11 protein-coding genes are annotated in these 12,956 nt (G+C 64.6%); 4 read left to right on the forward strand and 7 right to left on the reverse strand.

The features are described from left to right. Window positions 1–238: 238 nt before the first annotated feature. The 3 genes from AC0L3S_RS37870 to AC0L3S_RS37880 are packed head-to-tail and all read right to left on the reverse strand — an operon-like array spanning window position 239 to window position 3,038. The gene (locus AC0L3S_RS37870) at window positions 239–1,219 is read right to left on the reverse strand and encodes a PDR/VanB family oxidoreductase (RefSeq protein WP_473284963.1); all 981 of its coding nucleotides are present in this window, start codon (window positions 1,217–1,219) and stop codon (window positions 239–241) included. A gap of 10 nt (window positions 1,220–1,229) precedes the next feature. Then, window positions 1,230–1,982: a GntR family transcriptional regulator gene (locus tag AC0L3S_RS37875; RefSeq protein WP_247399984.1), complete on the reverse strand. Its 753-nt coding sequence runs from the start codon at window positions 1,980–1,982 to the stop codon at window positions 1,230–1,232. A 6-nt stretch (window positions 1,983–1,988) separates the two neighbouring features. Beyond that, window positions 1,989–3,038 (reverse strand): aromatic ring-hydroxylating dioxygenase subunit alpha, encoded by a 1,050-nt coding sequence (locus tag AC0L3S_RS37880; RefSeq protein ID WP_473284965.1) that lies wholly within the window; start codon window positions 3,036–3,038, stop codon window positions 1,989–1,991. 306 nt (window positions 3,039–3,344) lie between these two features. Between AC0L3S_RS37880 and AC0L3S_RS37885 the strand changes: the two genes are divergently transcribed. Next, complete coding sequence (locus AC0L3S_RS37885; RefSeq protein WP_473284967.1) at window positions 3,345–4,523, forward strand: IS481 family transposase; 1,179 nt, start codon at window positions 3,345–3,347, stop codon at window positions 4,521–4,523. Window positions 4,524–4,605: 82 nt separating this feature from the next. Here AC0L3S_RS37885 and pgm read toward each other — a convergent pair whose 3' ends face one another. Continuing rightward, on the reverse strand, window positions 4,606–6,252 hold the full coding sequence (gene pgm, locus AC0L3S_RS37890) for a phosphoglucomutase (alpha-D-glucose-1,6-bisphosphate-dependent) (RefSeq protein WP_473284969.1): 1,647 nt from the start codon (window positions 6,250–6,252) through the stop codon (window positions 4,606–4,608). Window positions 6,253–6,393: 141 nt separating this feature from the next. Here pgm and AC0L3S_RS37895 point away from each other — a divergent pair, with 141 nt between their 5' ends. Further along, entirely contained in the window at window positions 6,394–7,536 is a 1,143-nt protein-coding gene (locus AC0L3S_RS37895) for an alpha/beta hydrolase family protein (protein WP_473284971.1), read from the forward strand. A gap of 98 nt (window positions 7,537–7,634) precedes the next feature. Beyond that, complete coding sequence (locus AC0L3S_RS37900; RefSeq protein WP_473284973.1) at window positions 7,635–8,441, forward strand: lytic transglycosylase domain-containing protein; 807 nt, start codon at window positions 7,635–7,637, stop codon at window positions 8,439–8,441. A 231-nt stretch (window positions 8,442–8,672) separates the two neighbouring features. On the opposite strand, the gene AC0L3S_RS37905 is transcribed toward AC0L3S_RS37900, so the two are convergent. Further along, complete coding sequence (locus AC0L3S_RS37905; protein WP_473284975.1) at window positions 8,673–9,485, reverse strand: winged helix-turn-helix domain-containing protein; 813 nt, start codon at window positions 9,483–9,485, stop codon at window positions 8,673–8,675. A 248-nt stretch (window positions 9,486–9,733) separates the two neighbouring features. Here AC0L3S_RS37905 and AC0L3S_RS37910 point away from each other — a divergent pair, with 248 nt between their 5' ends. Further along, on the forward strand, window positions 9,734–10,582 hold the full coding sequence (locus tag AC0L3S_RS37910; protein ID WP_473284977.1) for an MBL fold metallo-hydrolase: 849 nt from the start codon (window positions 9,734–9,736) through the stop codon (window positions 10,580–10,582). 30 nt (window positions 10,583–10,612) lie between these two features. Here AC0L3S_RS37910 and AC0L3S_RS37915 read toward each other — a convergent pair whose 3' ends face one another. Both AC0L3S_RS37915 and AC0L3S_RS37920 read right to left on the reverse strand, forming a co-directional pair. Beyond that, window positions 10,613–11,503 carry an aldose 1-epimerase family protein gene (locus tag AC0L3S_RS37915; protein WP_473284979.1) on the reverse strand — a complete coding sequence of 297 codons (891 nt, stop codon included), beginning with the start codon at window positions 11,501–11,503 and terminating at the stop codon, window positions 10,613–10,615. Between the two features lie 74 nt (window positions 11,504–11,577). After that, window positions 11,578–12,956, reverse strand: a 1,379-nt coding sequence (locus AC0L3S_RS37920; RefSeq protein WP_473284981.1) for a mannose-1-phosphate guanylyltransferase/mannose-6-phosphate isomerase, incomplete at its 5' end; no start/stop codon positions are given.

Raw genomic sequence — 12,956 nt, forward strand, 5'->3', positions numbered from 1 at the left:
ATCGAACGCTTCTGCCGATACAATGCCCCGGCAAAACACGACCCGATGTCCCGAACTTCTGGTTCAGGACACTAGGGCACAAGCAGCGTCCAAATCCGTGACAGAATGGTAACAGCGGCGGATATTAGTATTACGGCGACGACGCAGTCTCGGCTCGACCAAGAGTGCCGGCCCCCGAAGACAGGGCGGACAAGGCCTGCCTTCGTGGGGTAAGCGTATGAGGAGACGCCCTACCCCCTCAGACCGCATCCGCCCGCAGCAGCGTATCCACCGTGATCGTGCCGCGGGCGCGGGAGACGCAGGCGCAGATCTTCTGGTTGCTTTGCTTCTGATGGTCGCTGAAGAAGACGTCGCGATGATCGATCTCGCCATCGACGGCGACCACGTCGATGGCGCACAGGCCGCATTCGCCGCGCTTGCAATCGTACATGACGTCGTGGCCGCTGGCGTTGAGGACATCAAGCATCGAGCGCTCGCGTGGGATCTCCAGCTCGACATCGGAGCCTTTCAGGCGCACGCGAAATGTCTCGGTCGGCAGCGTGCCGCTCGAACCAAAGGTCTCGTAGCGAAGATCGGGAAGCGGGTGCCCGGCGCCGATCCAGGCGTGGCGCGCGGCATCCAGCATCCGCATCGGGCCGCAGAATAGCGCCAGCGCATCCTTGGGCACCGAGGCGAACAGGGCGTCGAGATCGATCCGCTTGCCCTCATCGCTGGCGTGAACGACCAGGCGATCACCCAGCGTTGCGGCGAGATCGTCGAGATAGGCGGCCTCAGCGCGCGAGCGCACCGCGTAATGCAGCGTGACATCGACGCCGCGCCGCGCCAGCGCCTGCGCCGCACCGAGGATCGGGGTGATGCCGATGCCGCCAGCGATCAGGCAGTAGCTTGGACGCGCCCAATCGACCGCGAGCAGCGAGGCGGGCGTCGTGATGTCGAGCCGCGCGCCCGGCTGCAACGACCACATATAGCGCGAGCCGCCACGCGAATCCTCGGCGCGGCGCACCGCGATCCTTAAACCCTGCGACGACGCTTCCCCGACCAGCGAATAGGATCGCGTCTCGGGCTGCCCGTCAATGGTAACGCTGATATTGATGTGGCTGCCGACCGGATAGGCAGCGCCATCGAACTGGTCCGGCCGGATCAGGAATTCGCGGATGCCCGCCGAAAGATCGCGCGTCGAGACGAGCGTCGCGGGACTCCAGGTTTCGATGAAGCGCATGGCACTCCCCTCAATCGGTTGCGGACTTGATCAGCGCGAGCGCCGGCAGCAGGTCGAGATGGGTCCGGTTGCGCAGCGCGAGCCGCAGATTGCGCACCGCGAGCCGCGCATGCTCGCGCATGACCGCTTCGGCGCGCGCGCCTTCGCGGTTCTCGATCGCGTCGATCACGACGCGGTGGTGCTCCTGCCCGATGATCAGGATCTGCTGTGCCTCGGGCAGCGCCGATTGCGCCATCACGAAGCCGCTCGGGGATGCAAACGGCAGCGCCGAGGCGCGGTCGATCTGCCGGATCAGCGGCGGGCTGCGCGACAATTCGGTGAGCAGGGCGTGGAAGCGCGCGTTCAGCGTGACATAGGACGAGAACGCATCCACCGAGATCGGGACCTGGCGCAACAACTCGTCGATCGCGGCGAGGCACTCCTTCAGCGGCTCGAGCTCGCGCGCGGACACGCCACGCTCGGCGGCAAAGCGCGCGGCGAGCCCCTCCAGCGTGCCGCGCAGCTCGATGGAATCAGAGATGTCGCGCTCGGAGAACGCCTTCACCATGAAGCCGCCGGAAGGAATCGCCTCCAAGAGGCCCTCCTCCTCCAGCCGCACCAGCGCCATGCGCACCGGGGTGCGCGAGGCGCCGGTGGTCTCCACCGCCTGGAGCTCGGAGATGCGCTCGCCCGGGCGCAACGAGCCCGAGAGGAGCTGGTCGCGCAGCGCCAGCTGCGCCTTCACGGTCTGCGAGACGGAGCGGTCGACCTCACGCTCGGCCATGTCGGCTTACTCCGCGGCCTGGAGGTGCTGCGGCGGGTTTTCCTTTGCCACCATCTTGTCGATCAGCTTGCGCGTCCACATCGCGCCGGCGTCGATGTTGAGATTGTAGAAGATGCGATCCGGGTTCTCGTCCATCGCGCGCTGCTGCGCCTCGAGGATCAGCTCGTCCTCGTGGAAGATGCCGGAGACGCCCTCGCGGATCTCGGAGGTGATGCGCTGCTCGCCGAGCTGATAGTTGCGCACGAAGGCCCAGAAATAGTGGCAGGTCTTCTCGGTCTCCGGCGTGATGGTGTTGAGCACAAAGCCGTTGACGCCCTGCGAGCGGTCGCCTTCGGGCGCGCCGGTGCCGGTTGGCGCCACGCCGACGTCGATGGCAATGGTGCACGGCGCCTCGAAGCGAATGATCTGCCAGCGGTCGACGAGACCGGATTTGCCGAGCTGTTTCGCCCAGAACGGAGGCGCCTCGATGCCGCGCATCCAGCGCGTCACCGTCACAGTCTTCTCGCCATGGGTGACGTCGAACGGCGCCTCTGCGACCGCCTCGTTGCCGATGGACGAGCCGTGCACGAACGTCTCGTGGGTGAGGTCCATGAGATTGTCGAGCACGAGGCGGTAGTCGCAATTGACGTGAATGGTCTTGCCGTCGCCGGCCCAGGCCGGGTCGTGATTCCAGTGCAGGTCGGGCACCAGCGTGGGATCGGCCAGCGCGGGATCGCCCATCCAGAGCCAGATGTAGCGGTGACGCTCGACCACGGGATAGGCGCGCACGCAGGCCGACGGGTTGATGGTCTCCTGCGATGGCATGAAGGTGCAGCGCCCTTGCGCATTGTACTTCAGGCCGTGATAGCCGCAGACGACGGTGTCGCCTTCGAGCCGGCCCTTGGACAGCGGCACCAGGCGGTGCCAGCAGGCATCCTCGAGCGCGGCGACCGAGCCATCGGCCTTGCGGTACATCACGACGTGCTTGCCGCAGATCGTCCGCGGCAGCAGTGCCGGCTTCACGTCGGCGTCCCAGGCGGCGGCATACCAGGCGTTCATCGGGAAGGGTTTTGTCACCGGTCTCACTCCCAAAGCTTATGGATACTTGATGTATACAATAGCGAAAGGGCGAAATCGTTCAAGGCCGAATATGGCGTACTATAATACCTAAATTTAGCACGATGTATACAAGGCTAGCTCGACTGTCATTCCCCGCGAAAGCGGGGAATCCAGTACTCCGCGGCGGTCATTGGTTCAGACAATTCCGCCGCGGAGTACTGGATCGCCCGCCTGCTGTTTAGACCGGGCAGATCACTGACAGGTGTTCGGAGACATAGCTGACACATCAAAATGGGCTGGTCTGGTCGATTCGGGAGGCCGTCCATGCCCTGGAACGAGGTGTCGGTGATGGATCAACGACGAGAGTTCGTGCGACTTGCCTTGCAGGAGGGAACGAACCGGCGAGAGCTGTGCCGGCGGTTCGGGATCAGTCCTGATGTGGGCTACAAATGGCTGAGGCGCTGGCAGGCTGGCGACCATGAACTGGCGGATCAGCCCCGTCGTCCGAAGCGGATGCCCAAACGCAGCGAGCCTGCTGTGGAGGCGCAGGTTTTGGCTGTGCGTGACCAGCATCCAGCCTGGGGTGCGCGCAAGATTGCCCATTGCCTGAAGCGCGAAGGCCAGGCTGTGCCTGTGCCTTCGACGGTCCATCAGATCCTGTGCCGGAACGAGCGGATCAAGCCAAGTGAGAAGGCCCCGCCGAGCCCTCCAGGCCATCGCTTTGAGAAGGAGGCGCCCAATCAGCTGTGGCAGATGGACTTCAAGGGCCACATGCCCCTTGCCAACGGAACGCGTTGTCATTCGCTGACCATGGTCGACGATCACTCGCGCTATGCCGTGTGTCTGGAGGCATGCGCCAATGAGCAGCGTCCCGCCGTGCAGAAGCATCTGGTCGATACCTTCCGCCGTTATGGCCTGCCGGAGGCCTTCTACATCGACAATGGCTCCCCTTGGGGTGACACGTCTGGCGTTCGCTGGACCGCGCTGAAGGTCTGGCTGCTCAAGCTTGGCATCAGGGTGGTGCATGCCAGGCCGCGCCATCCCCAGGGCCGGGGCAAGAATGAACGCTTCCATCGCAGCCTGAACGCGGAAGTGTTTGCTCTGCGCGCGTTCCGCACTTTGGCGGAAGTCCAAGACGCCCTCGATAGCTGGCGCATGCTCTACAATCTGGAACGGCCTCATGAAAGTCTCGGCATGGGGGTCCCCGCCGATCGCTACCGGCCAAGTTCTCGCGCCATGCCGGAACGAGTTCCGCAGGTCCAATACGATGCCGGAGAGATCGTTCGCACCGTCTCCTCGACTCGGAGCTACATCTCCTTCCGGGGACAAATGTGGAAAGTCCCACAAGCCTTCTGCGGCGAGCGGCTCGCCATCAGACCGCTCGACCGCGACGGCCATTACGGAATCTTCTTCGCCAGTTGGCAGGTCGCATCAATCGACTTGACCAATGGCCAACCTGTCAGTGATGTGTCCGAACAAGCGTCAGCTATGTCTCCGGTCTAAACACTGCGCGGGCGATGACACCGTGTGATACGGCGAGGCCTTCCCTTGGTCGGAAAGGCGGCACGCGCTTCGGCTTGACGCCTTACGCCCCGAACACCTTCGCCAATCCTGCCTGAGCCTCCTGTTGAATCCGCTTCAGGTGCTCGGGGCTGCGAAAACTCTCCGCGTAGATCTTGTAGACGTCCTCGGTGCCTGACGGCCTCGCGGCGAACCAGCCGAAATCGGTTTCGACCTTGATGCCGCCGAACGGCTGGCCGTTGCCGGGTGCCTTGCTCAGCGTGGCGCGGACGGGATCGCCGGCGAGATCCTTCAGGCCGAGCTGCTCGGGCGTGACGGACTTCAGGATGTTCTTCTGCGGCGTGGTGGCGGCGACGTCGATGCGCGCGTAATGGGGCACGCCGAACTCGGCGGTGAGGTCGTTGAAAAGCTGGCTCGGATCGCGGCCGGTCTTCGCCATGATCTCGGCGGCGAGCAGGCCGAGGATGATGCCGTCCTTGTCGGTGGTCCACACGGTGCCGTCGCGGCGCAGGAACGAGGCCCCTGCACTCTCCTCGCCGCCGAAGCCGAAGCCGCCCGTGAGGAGACCGTCGACGAACCATTTGAAGCCGACCGGCGTCTCGACCAGCTTGCGGCCGAGTTTTTTCGCGACGCGGTCGATGATCGAGCTCGACACCACGGTCTTGCCGATCGCGGCGTCCTTGCCCCAATTCGGGCGATGCGCGAACAGGTAAGAAATCGCGGTCGCAAGATAATGGTTCGGATTCATCAGGCCGCCGGTGCGCGTCACGATGCCGTGGCGGTCCGCGTCGGTGTCGTTGGCGAAGGCGACGTCGAAGCGGTCGCGCATCGCGATCAGACTCGCCATCGCATAGGGCGAGGAGCAGTCCATGCGGATCTTGCCGTCCCAGTCCACCGTCATGAAGCGGAACGTCGGGTCGATCGCTTCGTTCACGACCGTGGCTTTCAGGCCGTAGCGCTCGATGATCGGATGCCAGTAGTGCACGGCGGCACCGCCGAGAGGATCGATGCCGATATTGATGCCGGCGGATTTGACGAGGTCGAGATCGACCACGTTGCCGAGATCGGCGACGTAGGGTGTGACGTAGTCATAAGCGTGGACGTTCGCCGATTTGCGTGCCCTGGCGTAGTCGATGCGGTTCACGCCCTTGAGGCCGTCGGCGAGATAGGCGTTGGCGCGCTTCTCGATCACGGAGGTCGCGTCGGTGTCGGCCGGTCCACCATGCGGCGGATTGTATTTGTAGCCGCCGTCCTCGGGCGGATTGTGCGAGGGCGTGACGACGACGCCGTCGGCAAGGCCCGAGGTGCGGCCCTTGTTGAAGGTCAGGATCGCATGCGAGATCACCGGCGTCGGCGTATAGCCGCCGTCCTTGTCGATCATGATGTCGACGCCGTTGGCCGCGAACACCTCGACGGCGCTGACCAGCGCGGGCTCGGCCAGCGCATGGGTGTCGATGCCGATAAAGAGCGGACCGGTCAGCCCCTTTTCACGTCGGTAATCACAGATTGCCTGCGTCGTCGCCAGGATATGGCCCTCGTTGAAGCTGGTCTTGAACGAGGTGCCGCGATGGCCGGAGGTGCCGAACGCCACCCGTTGCGCGGGATCGGCGACATCGGGCTTGCCGGCGAAATAGGCCGTCACCAGCCGCGGAACGTTGGTGAGCGCGTCCGGCGAGGCCTGCTTGCCCGCCGCGGGATGAACATCAGCCACTGGATATACCTCGTCCTGTCGTAGAATTGCGCGATACCATAGCATCGGCCAAGCCCCCGCCAAGGGCACAACACCCGCGATGGGGCGGCCGTTCCTGAGATCATGCTATGGTCTTTCGATCGGGGCTTTTCGAGTCGGGGCATGACGCTGTTTCAGAGGCTGTTGGTTGTTCTGATGGCCCGGCTTGCGACGGCTGGCATCGCGCCCGATGCGGTCGCCGCGGAGTTCTACACCGAGGATTTGCGTATCCCGATGGCCGAGGCCGGACCGCAGGGGCTGGAGGCGTTCCTGGTCCGGCCGGCCGGGACCAGGCGCTATCCGCTCGCGCTGCTCAGCCACGGCTCGCCGCGCAGTTTCGACGATCGCGCGACGATGTCCGCGCACAAATATTACGGCATCGCTCTCGAATATGCCCGGCGCGGCTTTGCCGCGCTGATCGTGATGCGGCGCGGCTACGGCACCTCGCCCGGCGGGCGCGTCGACAGCGTCGGCGGCTGCGCCAATGCCGCTTATCTGCCGGCGGCGGCGGTCGCGGTTGCGGATTTGCGCACGGCGATCGAGGCGATGGCGCGCAGGGCCGACGTCACCACCTCGGGCATGATCGCGGCCGGCCATTCAGCGGGCGGGTTCGCCACCGTCGCGTTGACCGCGCAGGCGCCAGCGGGTCTCGCCGCCGCGATCAGCTTTGCCGGCGGGCGCGGCTCGCGCGACGGTGACGACGTCTGCGATCCGAACGGGCTGGTGCAGGCCTTCGCCACGTTCGGCAAAACCTCGCGCGCGCCGATGCTGTGGGTCTATGCCAGCAACGATTCCTACTTCGGTCCCGACCTCGCGCGCCGCCTCCATGACGGATTTCGCGCCAATGGCGGCAACGCGAAATTCGTCGCAGCGCCGCCTTACGGCGACGATGGCCACTATCTCTATTCGGTGGTGAGCCGTCCCCAATGGACGCCGTATCTCGACGCCTTCCTGCGCGAACGAGGTCTCGGCCACGACGTCCTGAGCCCGCCCGATCCGCTCCCGCCGCCGGGCCAGCTCAGCGAGGCCGCGCGGGCCGAGTTCGCGCGCTATCTCGCCAGCACGATGCAGCACAAGGCTTTTGCGGTGTCGCCGAACGGCGGTTACGGCTGGCGTTCGGGGCGCGCGACCGCCGACGACGCCCAGCGCGATTCACTTGCCGCCTGCACAAAATGGTCGCCCACCTGCACGCTCTATGCGGTCGACGACAAATTGGCCGGGGCTGCGCCAAGCACATCAACCGACCAGAGCTCGCGGTCGCGATAACCTCGCTGCGCCGCCGGTCGCTCGCGCCGTCCGAGCCGGGCGGCCCCCCGGGCCGTCAGAAAATCGGTTGTTAACTCGAAAGATATAATACGTGGTCCATGCTGCGGGATCGAACACACATCAATGCCCGCGCGACGTGGACACACGTTGCGATCGCTGTGCTTTGGTTGGCGTCCCCCTTCGTGCACGCTCAGGACGGCGTGGAACCGGCGTTGGCGGCCGGCGGTCACGATGCAGATCTCGGCGCTGGAGAGACGCCGGCATCGCGGGCAGCGATTCGAAAAATCATCGAAAGAGAAACGGCCAAGACCGATCTGCCCGCCGACATCGCCGAGGCCGTCGTCTTCGTTGAAAGCGGATACAATCCGGCCACCATCGGCACCGTCGGCGAGATCGGCCTGATGCAGGTTCGGCCCGAAACGGCAGCGATGCTCGGATTCCGGGGGAATAACGCAGAGCTCGCAGAGCCCGACATCAACATCCACTACGGCGTTCTCTATCTGAGCCGCGCATGGCGCCTGGCGGGCGGGGACCTTTGCCGTGCCCTGATGAAATATCGAGCCGGTCATGACGAGGAGTCCATGACTCCGCGCTCGCAGGTCTATTGTCATCGCGCCCGCAACCGTCTCGTCTCCATGAACTCGACGAGCGTGGGAAACCAGGCTGCGGCCGTCCCAGATGTGGCACCGGCACCAACTACGCCGCCCGCCGTCTCGAAGTCAGCGGACCATCAGAAGTCAGTGCACAATCAAAAGGGACCGGCACGGCCGAAGGACGTTTACGCGCGTTACCGTCAAGGCACGGCCGCAGCGAGCAGGGCATACTGGGCAGCACAGGAAGCCCGGGTCCGCCTCATCAAGGCTCGCGTCGAAGCCAAGTGGAAACGGGTCGCATCACGCCAATAGAATTAGAGTTGCTGCCTCGAGACGAGCAGCGGTTGGACGAACGACATTTTTGAAACCGAACTTTGAAACCGAACCTGAATAGAGATCATGCACAATAGTTTGAGAGTTTTGTTTGCAATCGTCGCGACCGGCGCCGTGGCCTTGTCGGCCTTTCTCGCGATTCGGTTCCTGGTCGGCTTCAGTGGCTGAACCCGATGGCGCCGCCGGCACCATTTCGTGCTGCGCCCGAGTCTAGAGCCGCTCGCTCAGCGCGAGCTTGTAGCCGACGCCGGTGACGGTGGTGATGACGGGCGTGCCGCTGCCGACCAGCTTGCGCCGCAGTCTCGCCACCAGGGCATCGACAGTGCGGATGTCGACCTCGGCCTGGCGGTTGCTGACGACCTCGATCAGATAGTCGCGGCTGAGCGGCCTGCCGTCGGCTCCGACGAGCGCCGCGAGCAGGTCGAACTCGGCGCGCGTCAGCGCCACCGGCTTGCCGTCGCTGCCGAGCAGCTCGCGCCGCGTCAGGTCGATGATCCAGTCGCCAAAGGCGATCGAATTGTGGGTGCGCGCCGCCTTGCGGTCGATCGAGCGCCGCCGCAGCACGCTTCGCGCGCGTGCGAGCAGGTCGCGCAAATTGATCGGCTTGGTAACGTAGTGGTCGCCCGCGATCTCGAGGCCGAGGATACGATCGACGTCGGTGTCACGGCGGGTCACGAAGATGATGCCCGCATTGCTGGTCGCCTGGATCTCCTTGGCGAGATCGAAGCCATCGCCGTCGGGCAGCTGCAGGTCGAGGAAGACGAGATCGGTCCGCGTCCGCAGCGCCTGGCGGCATTCGGCGCAGGAGCCGGCGCCGACCACGTCGAAATTGTTCTCGCTGAAATAACCGACCAGCATCGTCCGCGTCACCGGATCGTCCTCGACGACGATCAGCCGCTCGCGGCCAGCGACACGCAATTCCTGACCTGAGGAATCAGCCACGATGTTGGATGTCCTGTGTGCTTGCGGGCCGACCTGGAAGCTCAGGTCGCCGAGCGCGCCGTCCTGTGAACGTACATTCACGACTTGTTCGAGCCCCCTCGAATTGCCTGCTGCAATACTAGGCGCGTTAGCGCGCCCAAACAACATTGGTCACGATCCAGCTGGATTAAGTATGAATTGGCCCACACTTCTCATCTCGCACAGCATGTTCGGGGGCCTCGTACGAGCGGCTGTTGTGCGGGCTGAAGCCCATCCCGCGGCCGCTTGCCACGCCAAGAGCTTCAAATCTACTGTAACGCCCCGAAAAGTCTGCCCCAGGAGGTAGCGCCATGGAAGTCATCCTGCTCGGCACCGGCGGCCCGCGCCCGGACCCGCGCCGCATGGCGACGACCACGCTGATCAGGCTCGGCGAGGAAAACATCCTGATCGACGCAGGCCGCGGCGTCATGGTGCAGCTCAGCAAGGCTGGCGTGCCGCTCGGCTCCATCAATACGGTCTTTCTCACCCATCACCATTTCGACCACATCGGCGACCTCTACGACGTGATGCTCAATTCATGGTTGCACGGGCGCAAGGACGATCTGCGCATCTATGGTCCGCCGGATACTGAACGGCTCGTCAATACGCTGGTCACGCAGGTCTACGACAAGGACATCGCCTGGCGCGATCAGGGCGAGCCGAGCTTCGGCGGCTGGAAACCAGTCGTCGCGACCGACATTATACCGGGCCCCGTTCTCGACACCGGGCGCTGGAAGATCAGCGCCGAACTCGTCTCGCATGGCGACGGCCTCGACATGTCGCCGGCCTTCCTCGCACGCTGGATGTGTCTCGGCTACCGCTTCGAGGCCGAGGGCAAGGTCATCGCAATTTCGGGCGACACGGTGCCCTGCCCTGGTCTCGAGCGACTGGCCGAGGGAGCTGACCTGCTGGTCCAGTGCTGCTTCCTCGCCACGCCGGAGATCGACAACGAGCACTTGCGCCGGCTTGCGAAATTCACGATCGCCTGCGGCGATACAGTCGGCAAGGTGGCGGCCAACGCCGGCGTCAAGAAGCTCGCGCTGACCCATCACCGGCCTCGCACCGACGATTCCATGCTCAATGCGCTGCTTGCGGATGTCAGGCGGGACTATTCGGGTCCTGTCGTGCTCTGCGAGGACCTCACGCGGATCGAGATCTGAGAACTTCAGATGCGCGAAGACCGTCCGGCCTCAGGACGATCCAACCTCAACCCGAAATGACAATTGCTCTTCCGTCCCGGGCGCGATGTGCATCAGGCCCGGCTTGTCAGTGAATTCGCCGTCGAAGCCGACCGGACTGGCATAGCCGCGCCAGGGCTCGATGCAGAGGAACGGCGCGCCCGATGGTTTCGACCAGACGCCAAGCTCGCGAAAGCCGCGCCATGACATTTTCAACCACGGCCCGGTGGAGGCGCCCTGCTCCACGGCATAGCGGACTGAATTGCTCGCGATCCGATCGAAGATGATTGCGTCGTCAACGAACAGGGATTCGGACAGAGGCAACACGGAGCCTTTGACCGGGCTCGGCTCCGTTGCCGGGCGCAGCAAGCCGCCATCGAGACGGCGGACGGGCGATGGCTCTGCGTTCGCGAAGCTCAGCGCGTAGCTCTGCTTCGCCAACCCCGGTTGGAGCGGCCAGTTGAAAGCGGGATGCCCGCCGAGCGAGGCCGGCAATATCTCCTTGCCGGTGTTCGCGATCACGAGTGAAAGATCGAGACCGGATTCGTCGAGCGCATAGGTTGCCGTCAGGCGGAACGCGAAGGGGTAGAGCGCGCGCGTCGTCTCGCTGTCTTCGAGCACCAGGACACAGCGACTTGCGCCACGTTCCGCCCACGCAAAGCGGCTGTCACGCGCGAAGCCGTGCTGGGTCATCCGGTAGGTCCTGCCCCGGTGCCGCAATTCGTCATTGGCGAGGCGCCCGACGATCGGAAACAGCAGCGGCGCATGGCGCGGCCAGGCCGGCTCCGCCTGCCAGACGAACTCGATGCCGGCATCGCTCGCCAGCGAACACATCTCCGCGCCTTGCGCCTTGATGGTCGCGGTGAGCCCGCCGCTGCGGATCATGTGCGTGGCGTCGGTCATAACAGCCTGTTCCGATCATCGCAGTTCACAGGACAGTATCCAAATGTTCGCGGAATGTTGGAGCGAAACTCTGCTCACGAGCGCTGATAGTCGTCCTCAATCCGGATGATGTCGTCTTCCCCGAGATAGCTTCCCGTCTGGACCTCGATCAGCTCCAGCATGATTTTACCGGGGTTCTCCATCCGGTGCACCGCGCCCATCGGGATGTAGATCGACTCGTTCTCGTGCACGCTTTTGACGGTCTCGTTGACGGTGACGCGGGCGGTGCCGCGAACCACGATCCAGTGCTCGGCGCGGTGATGGTGCTTCTGCAGCGACAGACGCCCGCCCGGCTTGACCACGATGCGCTTGACCTGGTGCCGCTCGCCATTGTCGACCGACTGGTAGCTGCCCCAGGGCCGATGCACTTTGAGGTGCTCCTCGGTGACCTTCGGCGCGACCGCCTTGAGTTTTGTGACCAGCCGCTTGAGCCCGTTGGCATCTTTTTGGCGCGAGACGAGCACCGCATCGGCAGTCGCAACCACGATGAGATCGTCGACGCCTTCGAGTGCGACCAGCGCGGCATCGGTGGTGACGTTGCAATTGCGGCTATCTTCGAACACGGCGGCGCCATGCGAAGCATTGCCTTGCGCGTCCTTGTCCGACAATTCCCACACCGCGTGCCAGGAGCCGACGTCGGACCAGCCGCACGACACCGGCACCACCGCGGCGCGCGCGGTCTTCTCCATCACCGCATAGTCGATCGAGATCGCCTTGGCCGCGCCGAACGCCTCCGGCTCCAGCGTCACGAAGCCGAGATCGCGGCCGGCGTTGCTAACAGCATTGGAAATCGCCTCCACGCTCGCCGGATCGACCTTGCGGTATTCGTCGAGCAGCACGCTGGCCGGAAACATGAAATTGCCGCTGTTCCAGAGATAGCCGGAATTGACGTAGTCGGCCGCCTTCACCGCATCCGGCTTCTCGACGAAACGCGCAACCGCGTGCACCTCGCCGGAGATGACCTCGCCCGGGCTGATATAGCCGTATTCGGTCGCCGGCCGCTCCGGCTTGACGCCGAAGGTGACGATGCGCCCGGCACTCGCGGCGGTGAGGCCCTGGCGGCACGCCGCGACAAAGGCGGCATTGTCCTGCACCACGTGGTCGGCGGCGAGCGCGAGCACGATCGCTTCACTGGCGCGGTTCTGCGCGAACACCGCGCCGGCTGCGATCGCCGGGCCGGAATCGCGCCGCATCGGCTCCAGGATCACGTCGGCCTCGATGCCGATTTCGGCGAGCTCCTCCAGCACCATGAAGCGGTAGGACGCGTTGGTGATGACGATCGGGCGATCGAACAGCGAAGCCTCCGAGACGCGCAACAGCGTGTCCTGGAAGGTCGAGCGCGTGCCGAACAACGGCAGGAACTGCTTGGGGCGCACCTCGCGCGAAGCCGGCCACAGCCGCGTTCCGGCACCGC

The sequence above is a fragment of the Bradyrhizobium sp. Ken01 genome, from assembly GCF_055807355.1.